The 16,862-nt window shown below is 71.4% G+C and carries 19 protein-coding genes; 12 read left to right on the top strand and 7 right to left on the bottom strand.

Annotation, left to right across the window (positions count from 1 at the left end):
- Position 1: 1 nt before the first annotated feature.
- Both mshD and MKD51_RS15730 read right to left on the bottom strand, forming a co-directional pair.
- Complete coding sequence (mshD, locus tag MKD51_RS15735) at positions 2-856, bottom strand: mycothiol synthase (RefSeq protein ID WP_240241436.1); 855 nt, start codon at positions 854-856, stop codon at positions 2-4.
- Positions 856-1,497 carry a winged helix-turn-helix domain-containing protein gene (locus MKD51_RS15730; protein ID WP_240241435.1) on the bottom strand — a complete coding sequence of 214 codons (642 nt, stop codon included), beginning with the start codon at positions 1,495-1,497 and terminating at the stop codon, positions 856-858. The genes mshD and MKD51_RS15730 overlap by 1 nt, the downstream gene beginning before the upstream one ends.
- Positions 1,498-1,686: 189 nt before the next feature.
- On the opposite strand from MKD51_RS15730, the gene MKD51_RS15725 reads away from it, so the two are divergent.
- Genes MKD51_RS15725 through MKD51_RS15715 form a run of 4 tightly spaced genes read left to right on the top strand, consistent with a single transcriptional unit; the run spans position 1,687 to position 3,797 of the window.
- Entirely contained in the window at positions 1,687-1,959 is a 273-nt protein-coding gene (locus MKD51_RS15725; RefSeq protein ID WP_240241434.1) for a hypothetical protein, read from the top strand.
- Positions 1,960-1,983: 24 nt separating this feature from the next.
- The gene (locus tag MKD51_RS16245) at positions 1,984-2,106 is read left to right on the top strand and encodes a hypothetical protein (protein WP_277604041.1); all 123 of its coding nucleotides are present in this window, start codon (positions 1,984-1,986) and stop codon (positions 2,104-2,106) included.
- Between the two features lie 3 nt (positions 2,107-2,109).
- Positions 2,110-2,727: an FABP family protein gene (locus tag MKD51_RS15720; RefSeq protein ID WP_240241433.1), complete on the top strand. Its 618-nt coding sequence runs from the start codon at positions 2,110-2,112 to the stop codon at positions 2,725-2,727.
- Positions 2,724-3,797: a folate-binding protein gene (locus MKD51_RS15715; RefSeq protein ID WP_240241432.1), complete on the top strand. Its 1,074-nt coding sequence runs from the start codon at positions 2,724-2,726 to the stop codon at positions 3,795-3,797. The genes MKD51_RS15720 and MKD51_RS15715 overlap by 4 nt, the downstream gene beginning before the upstream one ends.
- 130 nt (positions 3,798-3,927) lie before the next feature.
- On the opposite strand, the gene MKD51_RS15710 is transcribed toward MKD51_RS15715, so the two are convergent.
- On the bottom strand, positions 3,928-4,779 hold the full coding sequence (locus MKD51_RS15710; protein WP_240241431.1) for a class I SAM-dependent methyltransferase: 852 nt from the start codon (positions 4,777-4,779) through the stop codon (positions 3,928-3,930).
- Positions 4,780-4,823: 44 nt separating this feature from the next.
- Between MKD51_RS15710 and MKD51_RS15705 the strand changes: the two genes are divergently transcribed.
- Positions 4,824-5,648 (top strand): DUF3626 domain-containing protein, encoded by an 825-nt coding sequence (locus MKD51_RS15705; protein ID WP_240241430.1) that lies wholly within the window; start codon positions 4,824-4,826, stop codon positions 5,646-5,648.
- Positions 5,649-5,657: 9 nt separating this feature from the next.
- A complete protein-coding gene (locus tag MKD51_RS15700) occupies positions 5,658-6,404 on the top strand; it encodes a phosphoglyceromutase (protein ID WP_240241429.1) in 747 nt (248 codons plus the stop codon).
- A gap of 58 nt (positions 6,405-6,462) precedes the next feature.
- On the opposite strand, the gene phoU is transcribed toward MKD51_RS15700, so the two are convergent.
- On the bottom strand, positions 6,463-7,155 hold the full coding sequence (gene phoU, locus MKD51_RS15695; RefSeq protein ID WP_240241428.1) for a phosphate signaling complex protein PhoU: 693 nt from the start codon (positions 7,153-7,155) through the stop codon (positions 6,463-6,465).
- Between the two features lie 140 nt (positions 7,156-7,295).
- Here phoU and MKD51_RS15690 point away from each other — a divergent pair, with 140 nt between their 5' ends.
- The gene (locus MKD51_RS15690; protein WP_240241427.1) at positions 7,296-8,444 is read left to right on the top strand and encodes an ATP-binding protein; all 1,149 of its coding nucleotides are present in this window, start codon (positions 7,296-7,298) and stop codon (positions 8,442-8,444) included.
- Entirely contained in the window at positions 8,441-9,124 is a 684-nt protein-coding gene (locus MKD51_RS15685; protein WP_240241426.1) for a response regulator transcription factor, read from the top strand. Before MKD51_RS15690 ends, MKD51_RS15685 begins: the two co-directional genes overlap by 4 nt.
- Positions 9,125-9,225: 101 nt before the next feature.
- Here the strand turns inward: MKD51_RS15685 and MKD51_RS15680 are convergent, their stop codons facing one another.
- Positions 9,226-9,687, bottom strand: a complete 462-nt coding sequence (locus MKD51_RS15680; RefSeq protein ID WP_240241425.1) for a hypothetical protein — start codon at positions 9,685-9,687, stop codon at positions 9,226-9,228.
- Between the two features lie 253 nt (positions 9,688-9,940).
- On the opposite strand from MKD51_RS15680, the gene MKD51_RS15675 reads away from it, so the two are divergent.
- From MKD51_RS15675 to rlmB, 4 genes are all read left to right on the top strand, one after another.
- Positions 9,941-10,429: a CarD family transcriptional regulator gene (locus MKD51_RS15675; protein WP_240241424.1), complete on the top strand. Its 489-nt coding sequence runs from the start codon at positions 9,941-9,943 to the stop codon at positions 10,427-10,429.
- An 87-nt stretch (positions 10,430-10,516) separates the two neighbouring features.
- The gene (gene ispD, locus MKD51_RS15670) at positions 10,517-11,692 is read left to right on the top strand and encodes a 2-C-methyl-D-erythritol 4-phosphate cytidylyltransferase (RefSeq protein ID WP_240241423.1); all 1,176 of its coding nucleotides are present in this window, start codon (positions 10,517-10,519) and stop codon (positions 11,690-11,692) included.
- A 148-nt stretch (positions 11,693-11,840) separates the two neighbouring features.
- Entirely contained in the window at positions 11,841-13,250 is a 1,410-nt protein-coding gene (cysS, locus tag MKD51_RS15665; protein ID WP_240241422.1) for a cysteine--tRNA ligase, read from the top strand.
- Positions 13,247-14,227: a 23S rRNA (guanosine(2251)-2'-O)-methyltransferase RlmB gene (gene rlmB / locus MKD51_RS15660; protein WP_240241421.1), complete on the top strand. Its 981-nt coding sequence runs from the start codon at positions 13,247-13,249 to the stop codon at positions 14,225-14,227. Before cysS ends, rlmB begins: the two co-directional genes overlap by 4 nt.
- Positions 14,228-14,252: 25 nt before the next feature.
- Here the strand turns inward: rlmB and MKD51_RS15655 are convergent, their stop codons facing one another.
- Both MKD51_RS15655 and ugpC read right to left on the bottom strand, forming a co-directional pair.
- On the bottom strand, positions 14,253-15,557 hold the full coding sequence (locus tag MKD51_RS15655) for a DUF4032 domain-containing protein (protein ID WP_240241420.1): 1,305 nt from the start codon (positions 15,555-15,557) through the stop codon (positions 14,253-14,255).
- A 95-nt stretch (positions 15,558-15,652) separates the two neighbouring features.
- Entirely contained in the window at positions 15,653-16,726 is a 1,074-nt protein-coding gene (ugpC, locus tag MKD51_RS15650) for a sn-glycerol-3-phosphate ABC transporter ATP-binding protein UgpC (RefSeq protein ID WP_240241419.1), read from the bottom strand.
- Between the last annotated feature and the right edge of the window lie 136 nt (positions 16,727-16,862).

Below are 16,862 nucleotides of genomic sequence, written 5' to 3'. Positions count from 1 at the left end.
GTCAATCCTGGGTGAACGGCGCGTGACGCCACCTCACGTCGATCGCCCACTGCTCGAAGCCGGCCCTCCGATAGAGCGCGAGCGCGGGTGCGTTGTCGCCCTCGACGTAGAGGTGAGCGGTGTTCGCGCCCAGCGCGCGCATCCGCACGAACGTGGCATCCAGCATCCGTCGGCCGAGTCCCGCGCCCTGCGCGGCGGGCGAGATGCCCAGCACATAGAGCTCTGCGACGTCGCCCTCGGGCTTGATCCAGGTGAAGCCGTCGATGCCCGCCTCGCCAGGCAGCACGAGCAGGTTGGCGTCGTCGTGCCAGGGCTCCGCCATGCGCGCCGCGAGATCGTCGGCCGTCATGCGGCCCTGCTCGGGGTGCGCGGCGAACGCGGCGGCGTTCAGGGAGAGCAGGGCGGATGCGTCGGTCGGCTCATAGCCGCGGACGCCGTCGGGCAGGGGGTCGGCCTGGGGGTCGGCCTGCGCCGATCCGTCTGACGCGGGTGCTGCGGGGACCGGTGCTCGCAGCTGCAGCAGCGTGCGCACGGGCTCGGCGGGCAGTCGGTGAGCGATGGCGCGCGCGGCCGGGTGATCGCCGTGTGCCCACGCCTCGAACGCGCCGAGCTCGTCGGCGAGGGCGGCCGCGAGTGCCGTGCCGAGCCCTCGACCGCGGTGCTCGGGGTGCACGGCCAGCTCGACCTCGCGCTCGGCGTCGCTGACGACGGCCAGCGCGGTCGCGTCACCGATCGCCCGCCGCTCGCCTCGGCGCAGCTCGACGAGCGCCTGGTCGTTGAAGGGCGGCACGCCGTCGGCGGCGATGCACGCCGCGCCCAGCTCCTCGGCGAGCTCGATCGCGCGGGTGGCATCCATCAGTCGTCCTCGTGCTCGAACCGGTAGCCGACGCCGCGCACCGTGCCGATGAGGCGCTCCAGGTCGCCGAGCTTGGCGCGCAGGCGGCGCACGTGCACGTCGACCGTGCGCGTGCCGCCGAAGTAGTCGTAGCCCCAGACCTCGCTCAGCAGCTGCTCGCGCGTGAAGACGCGGGCAGGGTGCGATGCCAGGAACCGCAGCAGCTCGAACTCCTTGAACGTGAGGTCGACCGGCCTGCCGTCGACCTTCGCCTGGTAGCTCGCCTCGTCGATCCGCAGGCCGCTCGTCGAGACGGGGCCGACGGTGCGCGCGGCGGCGAGGGCGAGGCGGATGCGCGCCTCGAGCTCCGAGGGCCCCGCGGCGTCGAAGACGATGTCGGTCACGCCCCATTCGGGCGTCACGGCGGCGAAGCCGCCCTCGCTCAGCACCAGCAGCACCGGGGCCGCGTCGTGCTCGAGCAGCCGGCAGATGGCCTTCGCGGCGGCGAGCTCCCCGACGGCGTCGACGACGAGCAGCTCGCCGTCGGGGGCGTGCGCAACGGCCTCCGCCGTCGCCGGCAGCGTGCTCACCCGGTGCTCGAGGAGCTCCAGGCTGGGCAGCACGCCCCGGTCGCGGCGGGTGAAGATCACGACGTGCGCCATCCAGCCTCCTACCGACGACAATCCTATGCTCGCTGATCCGCTCCCGCCTCCTTCCCTGCTTCGACGCATCCTCGCGCCTCCCATCCGCAGCAGAGATGTGGCGATCTGCTGTCTCTGCGCAGCGTTGCAGGCGGGTCGCCACAACTCTCTGCGCGGCGCACGGCGCACGGGTGCGACACAATGGGCCGCATGCGCAAGGCGACCTCGTGGCAATGGGCCAGCGTGTGGCCCGTATGGGTGCTCGCCGCGCTGGGCGCCGTGCTCGTCGGCATCCTGCAGCCGACGGACGGCATCGTCTGGATGCCCATCGTGCTGGGCGGGTGCACGCTCGTGGCCTTCGCGATCCAGCTCGGCGGACCGACGGAGCCCGGGCTCGTCGACCGGCTGGCGGCCGCAGTCTTCGGCTCGGTGCTGATCCTGGCGCTCGCGAGCGCCATCCTCGTGCCGCTGACGCTGCTCTGACGGGCAAGCGGGTAGGATCGACGCATGGATGCCATCCCCGTCGTCGCACTCGAGATCTTCTTCCTCGGCCTGCTCGGACTCGCGATGATCGCGATCCTGGGCGTCTCCTTCGTCGTGGTGCGCAACCTCTTCCGGGGTCAGCGCTAAGCGATGCTCGAGCTCGATCCCACGCTCCCCGCTGAGCTGGGCCCGCTGCAGTGGCTCATCGGCACCTGGGAGGGCACCGGCGTGCTGTCGTTCCCGGTCGGCGAGCGCACCGTCGAGCAGGAGTTCGGCCAGCGCGTCTCGTTCGCGCACCACGGCAACCCCTACCTGAGCTTCGAGGCATATGCGTGGCAGCTCGATGACGAGCTGACGCCGCTCGCCGCGGAGAGCGGCTTCTGGCGCCTCGCCCGCCCCGCCCACGACGCCGACGCGGGACCGGGCATGCTGCCGCCGGCCGGCGAGCCTGCCTTCGGCGACGCCGAGGCGGTCGAGGGCCTGCGCCGCCCGGATGGCGCCTTCGACCTGCAGGCGCTCATCTCGCATCCGACCGGCGTCTCCGAGCTCTACCTCGGCACGATCAGCGGCCCGCGCATCGAGCTGGCCACCGATGCCGTGCTGCGCGGCGCGGGCGCCAAGGAGCACACCGCATCCACCCGCATGTACGGCCTGGTCGAGAACCACCTGCTCTGGGCGTGGGATCTCGCCGCGCTCGGGCAGGGCCTCGAGAGCCACGCGTCCGCCAGGCTCGCCCGCGTGACGCCCAGCGAGGCGAGCGACGCGTGAGCGCTCGCGAGGTCGCCGCCGGCATCCCCGATGCCGTGCTCGACGAGGGCACCGGGCTCCCGCTGCACGTCGGCAACCCGATCGCCGAGCAGCGCAGGCTGCGCGCAGGCGGCCTCGTGCTGCTGGCCCGCGACGTGCTGCACCTCACCGGCCCCGACACGCTGCCATGGCTCGACTCGATCACGAGCCAGGCGGTCGACCGCCTCGAGCCGGGCGCCTCGACCGAGACGCTCGTGCTCTCGCCCGAGGGTCGCATCGAGCACGCGCTGCGACTGCACTGGACGGGCGAGGAGCTCTGGGTGCTCGTCGACGTCGGCAGCGGCGACGCGCTCGAGGCATGGTTGACGCGGATGCGCTTCTACAAGCAGGTCGAGATCACCCGCCCCGACGTGGTCGTCGTGGGCACTGCGGGCGCACCGGCTGCCGAGCTCGCCTGGCTCGACGGCTGGCCGGAGGTCACGCCCGGCGGCGTGCGCTACGGCGAGCCGACGGGGGAGCCGTGGAGCTGGTCGGAGGCGATCCTGACGCCGGCGGAGGCCGCCGCCATGCCGGTCGACCGATTCGTCGGCACGATGGCTGCCGACGCGCTGCGCATCGCGGCCGGTCGCCCGTCGCTCGCGGAGGTCGACGAGCGCACCATCCCGCACGAGCTCGACTGGCTCACGACCGCGGTGCACCTCTCCAAGGGCTGCTACCGCGGGCAGGAGACGGTCGCGAAGGTGCACAACCTGGGAGCCCCGCCGCGTCGCATCGTGCTGCTGCACCTCGATGGCAGCGAGAACGCGCAGGTCGCGGCCGGCGACGCGGTGCTCACCATCGACGATGCAGCGGGGGAGCGACCGGTCGGTGCCGTCACCTCCTCGGCCATCCACGACGAGCTCGGCCCCATCGCGCTCGCGGTCGTGAAGCGCTCCGCACCCGCCGATCAGGATCTCGTCGTGCGCACGGCAGAGGGCATCGCCGTCGCAGCCGGCCAGCAGCTGCTCGTGCCGCCGACGGCCGGGCACGCGAACCGTCCGCCGCGCCTCCCGCGCATCGGCGCCGTCAAGCGCCCCGCTCCGCCCGCCTGAGAGCCCGCCCCGTCCGTTCCGGAGGTCGAGGAGCGCGCGTGCGCAGCACGCTCGCGTCACGAGACCGCAGGAGCGAGCTGTCGCCCCCTTCGGTTTCGTGACAGCTGTGGGCCTGCGGCCCGCGGCCTCCTCAACCTGCGGGGTGCGCGCGCGGCGCGACCGCGGCCCAGTCCACCGTCAGCTCGCCCAGCCGCCACCGCGCGGGGCCGCCGCTCACCGGCCAGCCCGCCTCGCGCATCCGCCCCACCGTCGCCACCCAGCGCTGCACCGGGCCGAAGTCGGCCAGCGGCGCTGCCACTGCCCACGCGCGATCGAGCTCGACCAGCAGCTCGTGGATGCGCTCGCCCGGCAGGTTGCGGTGGATGAGCGCCTTCGGCAGGCGCTCGCGCACGACCGACGGCGCCTCCATCGCGTCGCTGCCGAGCTCGTCGAGCTTCAGCGCGATCGTCAGCGAGCGGGGGCCCGCGGCGTCGAGCGCCACCCATGAGCACACTCGCCCCAGCTCGTTCGAGGTGCCCTCGACCAGCAGCCCGCCGGGCGCGAGCCTGCCGAGCATCGTCGCCCAGTGCCCCGCGACCTCGTGCTCGTCGTACTGCCGCAGCACGTTCATCGCGCGGATCAGCTGCGGCCGCCGCGACGTCGGCACCTCGAAGCCACCGAGTGCGAACGACACGCGCGCGTCCCGCGCGATCGCCCGCCCGTAGCGCTCAGGCCCTGTCTCCCTGGCGCCGTCGAGCTCAGCCGTGGCGAGCGCCACCCGCGCCGGGTCGATCTCGAGCCCAAGGACCTCGACGGACGGGTTGTTGCGCGAGAGCCGCTCGTGCAGCTCGAGGCTCGTGGTCGCGCTCGCGCCGTAGCCGAGGTCGACCACGAGGCAGCCGGGCACGCGCGCGGCGGGCTGCGCGGCGATCCAGCGGTCCACGCGGCGCAGCCGGTTCACCCCGGTCGTCCCGCGCGTGATGCGCCCCACCTGCTTCGCCACGGCATCCATTGTCCCTGTCTGCGGGTCGCGGGTAGGTTGACGGCATGGATGCGTGGCGTCGCGCGGTCGAGCACGTCGCGGCCCGCTCGGCGGGCGGACCGCTGCCGCCCGACGCTCGCGTCACGGTGCACTTCCACCCTGATCGCTGCTCCGGCGGCGCGACGGTGCTCGAGCGCATCGTCGCGGAGGGCACGTATCGCTCGCAGTTCTCCACCGGCATCTCCAACGGCGGCCTCACCGCGCATCCCGGCGGCGACCGCTGGCGCTGGGAGTCGCGGATGTTCGGTGGCGCCTATGACGAGGCGGCGTCCCACGAGCGACCCGTCTATGGCGCGGTCGAGCACCGGCGGCGGGCCACCGGCGGCGCGATCCGCTTCGGCTCCTGCTGGCTCGAGGTGGCGCGCACCGCCTGGGATCGAGTCACCCTGTGCTGGCCGGACAGCGTCTACGAGCCGGAGCACCTTGGCACGCCCGCGCACGCAGGCGAGCTGCTGGCGCTCGCGGATGAGGCGGCGGTCGATCCCTTGGACGACTACGTCGAGGCGCAGCTGCACGGTGGGTTCGAGCCGGCCCGCGACGCCGAACGGCTGGTGCTCGACCCGGCGTTCCGCGGCGCGGCGGTCGAGCGCGCCGCAGCCCGCCTCGGTGTCCCCATCGTTTGGCATCCGGGGCTCGAGCTGCGGGTCGACCGCATCGCGGAGCTCGAGGCGTATCGGGGCGTCGATGCCCTCGCCCTCGCCCTCGAGCTGGCCGTCGACGGGCGCATCGACGCGCGCATTCTCGGCGAGGCCGCCGAAGCGCACGACCAGCAGACGATCAAGCGTGTCTGGCACCTCATCGCTCGATTCGGGCACCGGGTCGCCGACTAGGCTGGCGGCATGACTGAGCGCACCCTCATCCTGCTCCGCCACGGCCAATCCACCTGGAACGAGTCGAACCAGTTCACCGGCTGGGTCGACGTCAAGCTGACCGAGAAGGGTGAAGGGGAGGCGAAGCGCGCCGGCGAGCTGCTGCGCGAGCACGACCTGCTGCCCGACGTCCTCTACACCTCGCTGCTGAGCCGCGCGATCCAGTCAGCGAACATCGCGCTCGACGCCGCGGGTCGCGACTGGATCCCCGTCACGCGCAACTGGCGCCTGAACGAGCGCCACTACGGCGCGCTGCAGGGCCTCAACAAGGCCGAGACGCTCGAGAAGCACGGCGAGGAGCAGTTCATGCTCTGGCGTCGTTCCTTCGACACGCCGCCGCCGCCCATCGAGCCCGGCAGCGAGTACGCGCAGGACACCGATCCGCGCTACGCCGACATCGACGGCGAGGTGCCGGCGACGGAGTGCCTGAAGGATGTCATCGAGCGCTTCCTGCCCTACTGGGAGTCGACGATCACCAAGGATCTCGAGGTCGGGAAGACGGTGCTCGTCGCCGCGCACGGCAACTCGCTGCGTGCGCTCGTGAAGCACCTCGACGGCATCTCCGACGACGCCATCGCCGAGCTCAACATCCCCACCGGCATCCCGCTCGTCTACACACTGGGCGAGGACAACATGCCGCTCGGCCCCGGCGCGTACCTCGACCCGGAGGCTGCTGCGGCGGGGGCTGCGGCGGTCGCCAACCAGGGCAAGCACTAGAGCCACCCGCACGCGAGAACGGGCCCCACAGCAGTGGGGCCCGTTCTCGTTCGTGGCGTTACTCGGCCGGCTGCACCGGCTCGGGGTTCTTCGGCAGGTGCTCCTCGTCGCCGGCCCAGTCGCCGGTCGCGAGGTACTTGACCTTCTTGGCGATGCCGACCGCGTGGTCGGCGAATCGCTCGTGGTAGCGGCTGGCGAGCGTCGCGTCGACCGTCGTGTGCGCGGCGCCCTCCCACGACGTGCCCAGCACATGCGCGAACACATCGCGGTGCAGCTTGTCGACGTGCTCGTCGGCGATTTCGATGCGATCGGCGATCGTCAGGTCCTGCGTCTCGAGCAGGTCGCGCAGCAGCCTCGCGACCTCGATGTCGCTCGCACCCATCTCTGCGAAGGTCGGCTGCAGCGACTCCGGCACGACCTGCATCGGGAAGCGGTAGCGCGCGAGCATCGCGATGTGGCGCGCGAGGTCGCCCATGCGCTCGAGCGATGCCGAGATGCGCAGGGCAGAGACCACGATGCGCAGGTCTCTGGCGACCGGCGACTGGCGGGCGATGATGTCGATCGCGAGCTCGTCGAGCGAAGCCGCCTTGTCGTCGATGACAGGGTCGGCAGCGATGACCTGCTCTGCGAGCTGCACGTTGGAGTCGCCGAACGCGCGCACTGCCGCCTCGATCGAGACGAGCACGTGGTTGGCGATGTCGACGAGGCGCTCCTGCACCTCGGCGAGCTCCTGCTGGAATACGTCGCGCATGCTGCTGCTCCTTGTGGTCTGCCCGAGACTGCATCGGGGCCGGGCACGGGTCGAACCCCGAGTCTTCCGCGCCCAGGTTACCGGCGGGTGTCCGACGGCTGAACCGCGGGGGCGGGTCTGGACAAGGATACGATCGTCGGGTGGATGCGTCCTGGTACGTGCTCCTCGCGCTCCTGTTGGGGTTCGCGTTCGGAGCCGGCTCTGTGCACTTGCTCGGGCTGGCAGCCCAGCGAGGCCGTCAGGTGATGGCGATCGCGAGCGAGCCCATCCCCGACGGCATCACCGCCATGATCGATGTGCTGGAGTCCGCGGGCGTCGTGCTCGACGGCTCCAACCAGGTGATCGTCTCCTCGCCCGGCGCCGACTCGCTCGACCTCGTCGAGGGCCGCGAGCTGCGCTCGAGGGAGATCTCGGACGCGGTCCGACGCGTGTGGCGCACTGGCGAGGCCGAGGTGGTCGACTTCACCTACCGGCGCGGCCGCATCGGCGCCGGCACCGAGATGCAGCTGCGCGTGCGCGTCGCCCCGCTCGGCAACCGCTTCATGCTCGTGCTCGCCGCCGACCGCACCGAGGAGCTGCGGCTCGCCGGCGTGCGGCGCGACTTCGTGGCCAACATCAGCCACGAGCTCAAGACTCCGATCGGCGCGCTCACGCTCCTGGCGGAGGCGATCGAGGCCGGCGCCGACGACCCCGCTCGCGTGCGCTCGTTCTCGAAGCGCATGCAGGTCGAGGCCGACCGCCTGGGCCGCATGACCAAGGAGCTCATCGACCTCTCGCGCATCCAGGCCGACGATCCGCTCGAGCATGCGGAGCGCTTCCAGGTCTCGCGCGTCATCGACGTCGCCGTCGACCGCAACGGGGTGCTCGCTGAGGCCAAGCGGATGCGCATCATCCCGCGCGTGCTCGAAGAGGTCGAGCTGCTGGGCTCCGAGGAGCTCGTGACCATGGCGCTGCAGAACCTGATCTCGAACGCCGTCCAGTACTCCCCGGATGCGACCCACGTCGGCATCGGCGTCCGGGTGGTGGATGATGTGGTCGAGATCGCCGTGACCGACAAGGGAGTCGGCATCGCGGACGACGACCAGGAGCGCGTGTTCGAGCGCTTCTACCGGGTCGACCCCGCACGCAGCCGCGTGACGGGCGGCACGGGCCTCGGCCTCAGTATCGTGAAGCACGTCGCCGTCAGCCACGGCGGCGAGGTCACCCTCTGGTCCCGCCCCAGCCAGGGCTCGACCTTCACCCTGCGGCTTCCCGTCGCACCCGCACCCGCTCGCAAGGAGACTGCATGACGCGCATCCTGATCGTCGAGGACGAGACGGCGCTCGCCGAGCCGCTGGCCTACCTGCTCGAGCTCGAGGGCTACGAGACCGCCCACGCGGAGGACGGCAACGCCGCAGTGCGGATGTTCGAGCAGGAGGGCGCAGACCTCATCCTGCTCGATCTCATGCTCCCCGGTCGCAGCGGCACCGAGGTCTGCCGTCACATCCGTCAGAGCTCGGCGGTGCCGATCATCATGGTGACCGCGAAGGACAGCGAGGTCGACACGATCGTCGGCCTCGAGCTCGGCGCGGACGACTACGTGACCAAGCCCTACTCGACCCGTGAGCTCGTGGCGCGCATCCGTGCCGTCCTCCGTCGCCGGGCGGTCGACGAGGAGGAGGACGACGACTCGGTGGTCGAGATCGGCCGGGTGCGGCTCGACTCCGACAGCCACACCGTGCACGTCGCGAACGACGAGGTCGCGATGCCGCTGCGCGAGTTCGAGCTGCTCGAGTACCTGATGCGCAACGCGGGCAGGGTGCTCACGCGCGGGCAGCTCATCGACCGGGTGTGGGGGAGCGACTACTTCGGCGACACGAAGACGCTCGACGTGCACGTCAAGCGTCTGCGGGCGAAGATCGAGGAAGACCCCTCGAACCCCACGCGCGTGGTGACGCTTCGCGGGCTCGGGTATCGCTTCGAGCGCTGAGCGGGCGCTGCGGCCGTTGCTGCTCCCGAGGCCCGAGACGGGCCTCGGCGCTGGCGTCGCGGCGGAGGCCCGAAAGGACCTCCGCTCTCAGCTCCAGCGCGCTATTCGGCGGCGGGTGCGAGCGTCTCGTAGCCGACGACCTCGGTGGAGATCGTGGGAACCTCGAGGCCGGTCGGCTGGGCGCCGTCTGCCTGGAAGGAGACGTTCTGCAGCGAGCCGAACACCAGATCGGGTGCGGCGGGGAAGACGAGCTGCTGCTCGGGGAAGCCGTAGGTCGTGACGCCCGCCGGAATGCGGATCTGCTCGACCGCGTCGCCGACGCGCACCTCGAGGAACGTCGCCTCGCCCGGGTTCGTGAACGTGGTGGAGAGGTTCAGCGCCTCGCCCTCCGGCTCGCCGATCAGCATGGCGTTGTGGATCTCGACCGTGCCGGTGGTGCCGGAGACGCCGTCGGATGCGTCGTAGTCGATCGTCGTCGCCTGCGGCGTGATGAGATTGCAGCCGGTCGCGGCGAAGACGACGACGACGGCTGCGACAACTGCGGCTGCGAGACGAGGCTGCACGGGGACCCTTTCGACGGTGTGACGCGCGCCGTCTGGTGCGGCCGGCGCGGTCGCAGACCACTCTAGCGCGGTGGAGCTCAGGGCGGAGGCCCTTGCGGGCCTCCGCCGCGACCCCAGCGCCGACGCCCGTCTCGGGCGTCGGAAACCGGGCGAGCCTATGCAAGAAGGGCGTGATTCAACCACTCCGGACCAGGCGTTGGCGATCGACACGCTGTGATAAAATCAAGGTTCTGGCTATGACGAGGAGCATTCGATGAACTTTGAGGTCGGAGAGACGGTTGTCTATCCCCACCACGGCGCCGCGAAGATCACCGAGGTCAAGGTCCGCAAGATCAAGGGCGTCGACACCACCTACCTCAAGCTCAACGTCGCGCAGGGCGGCCTCACGATCGAGGTGCCCGCTGCCAACGTCGACCTGGTGGGCGTTCGCGACGTCATCGGCGAAGAGGGCCTCGACAAGGTCTTCGAGGTGCTGCGCGCTGACTTCACCGAGGAGCCCACGAACTGGGCCCGCCGCTACAAGGCGAACGTCGAGAAGCTCGCTTCCGGCGATGTGATCAAGGTGAGCGAGGTCGTGCGCGACCTCTCGCGCCGCGACCAGGATCGCGGCCTCTCGGCAGGCGAGAAGCGCATGCTGGCGAAGGCTCGCCAGATCCTGGTCTCCGAGCTCGCGCTCGCTGAGAAGACCGATGAGGATGCCGCCTCGGCGCGCCTCGACGAGGCGCTCGCCCCCGCGAGCTGATCGCACCACAGACGAGAGGGGCACCCGCACCCCAAGGGCGGGTGCCTCTCTTCTGTCATCGTGCGGGCGCCCGCCTAGGCTGACACCGTGACCGACACCGCCCTCATCGTCGTAGCCGCTGGCAGCGGCACCCGGCTCGGCCGCGGCGTGCCCAAGGCGTTCGCCGAGATTGCGGGGGCCACGATCCTCGAGCACGCGCTGCGCGGCCTGGCGGCGGTGGATGCCGCGTTCGTCATCGTGGTGCCAGCGGGACACGAGGCGGATGCGTCGGCGATCGCCGAGCGCGCCGGGCTCGTCGCGACCGTGGTCGCGGGCGGCGAGGCGCGTGCCGACTCGGTCGCAGCAGGTCTGGCGGCCGCGGGCGATGCGCGGTGGGTGCTCGTGCACGACGCCGCGCGGGCGCTCGCGCCCGCGGCGCTGGTCGAGCGGGTGATCGCCGCCCTCCGCGACGGCGCCGGTGCTGTCGTGCCGGTGCTGCCGGTGGTCGACACCATCCGCGAGGCGGATGCAGCCGGCCTCGGTGCGATCGTCGACCGGGCCGCGCTGCGGGCGATGCAGACGCCACAGGGATTCGAGGCGGCGCTCCTGCGTCGGGCATACGAGACGGCGGGGGATGCCCGGGGCGCGTCGACCGACGACGCCCAGCTTGTGCAGGCCGTCGGCGAGCAGGTCGTGCCGGTCGCCGGCGACGAGCTCGCCTTCAAGATCACCACCCCCGCAGATGCGGAGCGCGCCGAGTCGCTGCTCGCTCGGAAGGAGCCCGGCATGCGAGAAGTCGCCGACATCCGCACCGGCATCGGCGTCGACGTGCACGGCTTCGGCGGTGAGGGCCCGCTGCGGCTCGCAGGCATCGAGTGGGAGGGCGTCGGGCTCGTCGGCCACTCCGACGGCGATGCCGTCTGCCACGCGATCGTCGATGCGCTGCTGGGCGCAGCCGGCCTGGGCGACATCGGCGGGCTCGTCGGCGTCGACGACCCGCAGCACGCCGGCGCGCACGGCGAGGTCTTCGTGCGCGCGGCCGTCGCGCTGCTGGCCGAGCACGGCTGGGCGCCGGTGAACGTCTCGGTGCAGGTGCTGGGCGTCCGCCCCCGCATCGGCACGCGCCGCGAGGAGGCGCAGGCCGTGCTGACGGCGATGCTCGGTGCCCCCGTCAGCGTCTCCGGCACGACGACCGACGGCCTCGGCGCCATCGGCCGCGGCGAGGGCGTGCAGGCGATCGCGACCGCGCTGATCCGCCGCAGGCCCACCCCGGTCGCCGAGTAGCCCCGCGGCTCACCCCGGTGGCCCGCGGCTCACCCCGGTCGTCGAGTAGCCCCGCAGGGGCGTATCGAGACGACACCGCCACCGATCTTGATACGACGCCTCCGGCGCCTACTCGATCACCGTGCTGCGGCAAGTAGCCTTGGCTACCGTGACCGTGCGCATCTACGACTCGAAGCAGCAGGCCGTCGTCGACCTGCGGCCGCTCCAGGCCGGTGAGGTCTCGATGTACGTCTGCGGGCCGACCGTGCAGTCGTCTCCGCACGTCGGCCACGTGCGCAGCGCCGTCGTCTACGACGTCTGGCGCCGCTGGCTGACCCACCGCGGCAACCGCGTCACCTTCGTGCGCAACGTCACCGACATCGATGACAAGGTGCTCGTCAACGCGACCGACGAGCCGTGGTGGGCGCTGGCCTACCGCGTCGAGCTCGAGTTCACAGCGGCCTACCGCGCCGTCGGCGTGCTCGCGCCGACCTATGAGCCGCGCGCCACCGCATCCGTGCCCGCCATGCATGCGCTCATCGCGCTGCTCATCGAGCGCGGCCACGCCTATCCTGCGCTCGACGGCTCGGCCGACGTCTACTTCGACGTGCGCTCGTGGGAGCGCTACGGCGAGCTCACCCGGCAGCGGGTCGAGAACATGGAGACGGCCGCCGACGCCGATCTGCGCGGCAAGCGCGACCCGCGCGACTTCGCGCTCTGGAAGGCGCGCAAGGACGACGAGCCGGAGTCGGCCTCCTGGGAGTCGCCCTGGGGTCGCGGGCGCCCCGGCTGGCACATCGAGTGCTCGGCGATGGCGCGCACCTATCTCGGCGACGCCTTCGACATCCACGGCGGCGGCCTCGACCTGCGGTTCCCGCACCATGAGAACGAGCTCGCGCAGTCGAGTGCCGCGGGCCTCGGCTTCGCGCAGGTCTGGAGCCACAACGGGCTCGTCAACGTCGACGGCGAGAAGATGTCGAAGTCGCTCGGCAACTCGATCTTCGCCATCGACCTGCTGCAGGCGGTGCGGCCGATCGTCGCCCGCTACTTCCTGGTCGCCTCGCACTACCGATCCACGATCGACCTGCGCACGGCCGACGGCAGCCTCGAGGGCGGGTCGCTCGCTGAGGCGGAGGCCGCGTTCGGCCGCATCGAGTCGATGCTCGAGCGCGCCGCCCGCGCTGGCGAGCTGTCCGACGCGGCGGTGCCGGATGCCTTCGGCGCAGCCATGGACGACGACCTCTCGACCCCGCAGGCAGTGGCGGTGCTGCATGAGAGCGCGCGCGCCGCGAACGCCGCCCTCGACGCGGGCGACGCGGCCCTCGCGCTGGCTCGCGCGAGCGAGGTGCGGGCGATGCTGCGCGTGCTGGGGCTCGACCCAGAGCACGCAGTGTGGCAATCTGGAGTGTCGGCCGAGTCCGGCGCCCTGGCCAGCCTCGTCGAGACGCTGCTGGCGGAGCGCCGTGAGGCCCGCGCGGTGAAGGACTTCACCGCCTCCGACCGTATCCGCGACGCGCTCGCGGCAGCCGGGATCCTCGTCGAGGACGGCAAAGACGACACCACTTGGAGCATCGCATGAGCAAGCCGCAGCGCGCACCGCGCAAGAAGGGCCCCACGAAGGGCACCGGCGGAAACGGCCGGAGGGCGCTCGAGGGCAAGGGCCCGACGCCGAAGGCCGAGGATCGCTCCTGGCACCCGGCCGGTCAGCGGAAGGCAGCGCGTGAGCGCTACGAGGCCGCTGCGGGCAAGAGCGGCCGCAAGCCTGAGCCGCCGCGCCACCGCAAGCCCTCATCGGCGAAGGACGACTCCGAGCTGGTGACCGGCCGCAACTCGGTGCTCGAGGCGCTGAAGGCCAAGATCCCCGCGACCTCGCTGATCCTCGCCGCGCGGCTCGAGATGGACGACCGCGTCAAGGAGATCCTCTCGCTCGCCAACAAGCGCGGCGTGCCGGTGCTCGAGGTCATGAGACCAGAGCTCGACCGCATCTCCGGGCACGACTCCGTGCACCAGGGCGTCGCGCTCAAGGTGCCGCCGTACCAGTACGCGCACCCGATCGACCTGCTCGAGACCGTGCGCAGCCGCAGCCAGAACCCGCTGTTCATCGCGCTCGACGGCATCACCGACCCGCGCAACCTGGGTGCGATCATCCGCTCGGCAGCCGCCTTCGGCGCGCAGGGCGTGATCGTGCCGCAGCGGCGCTCCGTCGGTGTGACGGCCAGCGCATGGAAGACCTCTGCCGGTGCCGCGGCACGCGTGCCGGTGGCGATGGCCTCCAACCTCACCGCGACGCTCAAGGAGCTGAAGCGCGAGGGGATGTTCATCATCGGTCTCGACGGCGACGGTGACGTGCCGCTGCACGAGCTCGAGCTGGCTGATGGCCCCTTGGTCGTTGTGGTCGGCAGCGAGGGCAAGGGCATCTCGCGCCTGGTGGCGGAGACCTGCGACGCGATCGTCTCGATCCCCATCGACGGGCTGACGGAGTCGCTGAACGCCGGCATCGCCGCATCCGTCACGCTCTACGAGGTGGCGAAGCGGCGGTCCGCCACCGCCCGCTGATCTGCTCGACGACCAAGGGCGCAGCTCACACCAGCTCCCGCCAGTCCGGCTCCTCCTCGTCGTCGGCGCCTTCCTGCAGCGTGACGACCGGCATCGTCATGGTCGTCGGCACGTTCAGCAGCGCCGCCTCGTCGCGCCGAAAGGCGAGCTGCGTCTCGATGTAGCTCGCGGCGGCCTCCGTCATCGACACCCCGCTCTTGCGCTGCTCCGAGAGGTACCAGCGGTGCTCGAGCACCTGGTGGAAGACCTCCGGCCCCTCGAGCTTGCCGCGCAGCTCGAGCGGGATCGACTCGACGACGGGCGCGAAGACGCGCTCGAACCACTCGTTGGCGAGCGCCTCGTCGCCGACGTTGGGCCGCGCGTCGTGCTGCACCGCGACGTACTCGTCGAGATCGTTGAGCATGCGCCGCGCCTGGTTCTCCTCGGCATCGATGCCGGTGAGCGACTGCAGGCGCCGGTGGTGGTGCCCCGGGTCGACGACCTTGGGGCGGATGGCGACGGTCGTGCCGCCGTCGCCGGTGCGGATGGAGAGCTCGCCGATGTCGTAGCCGAGCGCGTTGAGGCGCTCGATGCGCTCGCGGATGCGGTGCCGCTCGTCGGCGGCGATCACCTGATCGCTGTGCAGCTCGTGCCAGAGCGAGCGGTACTGCTCGACGATCGAGCCCGCCACCGCGACGGGATCGATCGACTCGTCGAGCCGGCCGCCGGCCGCCAGATCGAGCAGCTCGCCGGCGATGTTCACGCGCGCCACCTCGAGGTCGTCGTCGCGCCGGCCGTCGGAGAGCCCGGCCGACTCGATCGTGCCGGTCTCGGCATCCACGAGGTAGGCGGCGAAGGCACCGGCGTCGCGGCGGAAGAGCGTGTTCGAGAGCGACACGTCGCCCCAGTAGAAGCCCACCAGGTGGAGCCGCACGAGCAGGCCGGCGAGCGCGTCGACCAGTCGCTGCGCGGTCGACTCCTTCATCGACGCCGAGTAGAGGGCGCGGTAGGGGAGCGAGAAGCGCAGGTGCCGCGTGACGAGCACCGCGGCGAGCGGGTTGCCGTCCCGGTCGGAGCGCTCGGCGATCACGGCGAGCGGCTCGACGCAGGGCACGTCGAGGCGCTGCAGCCTGCGCAGCATGGCGTACTCGCGGTTCGCCATCTCGGCGGTCGTCTCCTTGATCGCCACCACGCGGCCGCTCAGCCGGGCGAAGCGCACCAGGTGGCGTGAGATCCCCTTCGGCAGCTGCACGACATCGTCCTCCGTCCACTCGTCGAGCGGCAGATCCCACGGCAGGTCGAGCAGCGTCGCGTCCATGAGCGAGGAGGTGATGCGCAGGTCGGAGGCCATGCCGTCATCGTAGGCGCGCGGATGGGGTGGGATGCGTCGTCATCCGACGACGAAGGGCCCCGGCCGAGGTCGGAGCCCTTCGTCGTGCGCAGCGCTCAGAGGCGGTTGCCGGTCTCCTTGTCGAAGACGTGCAGGTGGGTCGTGTCTGGCGTGATGAACACGGTGTCGCCCAGCTTCGCGTGATTGCGGCCGTCGACGCGCGCGACGATGTCGACGCGCTTACCCTCGACATCCGCGTGTCCGTAGAGGTAGCCGTCGGCGCCGAGCTCCTCGACGAGGTCGACCTCCACGGGCATCCCGTCGCCCTCCACCGCGACGGAGACATCCTCGGGGCGCACGCCCACGATGATGCCGTCCTTGGCGCCGGAGACCTGCTCGCGCGGGATCTGCACGAGGTGGTCGCCGAAGTGCACGCCCTGATCGGTGGTCGTCAGCTCCATGAGGTTCATGGCGGGGCTGCCGATGAAGCCGGCGACGAACACGTTGCGCGGCTCGGCGTAGAGGTCGCGCGGCGTGCCGACCTGCTGCAGCACGCCGTCCTTGAGCACCGCGATGCGGTCGCCCATCGTGAGCGCCTCGGTCTGATCGTGCGTGACGTAGACCGTGGTGACGCCCAGGCGGCGCTGCAGAGAGGCGATCTGCGTGCGCGTCTGCACGCGCAGCTTGGCGTCGAGGTTCGACAGCGGCTCATCCATGAGGAACACCTGCGGCTGGCGCACGATGGCTCGGCCCATCGCGACGCGCTGGCGCTGACCGCCGGAGAGTGCCTTGGGCTTGCGGGCGAGGTAGGGCTCCAGATCGAGCAGCTTGGCGGCCTCCTCGACGCGCTTCGCTCGCTCGTCCTTCGCGATGCCGGCGATCTTGAGCGCGAAGCCCATGTTCTCGGCGACCGTCATGTGCGGGTAGAGCGCGTAGTTCTGGAAGACCATCGCGATGTCGCGATCCTTCGGCGGCATGTCGGTGACGTCGCGGTCTCCGATCATGATCCGGCCGTCGTTGACCTCCTCGAGGCCCGCGAGCATGCGGAGGGCAGTGGACTTGCCGCTGCCGGAGGGGCCGACCAGCACGAGGAACTCGCCGTCGGCGACCTCCAGGTCGATCTTGTCGACCGCGGGTGTGGTGCTCCCGGGATAGACCCGAGAAGCCTTGTCGAACGTCACAGACGCCATTGTCGTTTCCTTCCACCGGCAGGTACGTGCCGGACGATCCGTTGTGTCAGGACGGGCAGCTTCGCCCGCAGGGGACATTCTGGCACGGCACAGGGCCGGTACCCTGGGAGAAGGTGCTTGCCTAGAGCGCACTGTA

The organism is Agrococcus sp. ARC_14 (assembly GCF_022436485.1).
GTDB lineage: Bacteria > Actinomycetota > Actinomycetes > Actinomycetales > Microbacteriaceae > Agrococcus.
Note: the sequence above shows the minus strand (reverse complement) of the source record. Positions and strands in the feature narration are given on the sequence as shown.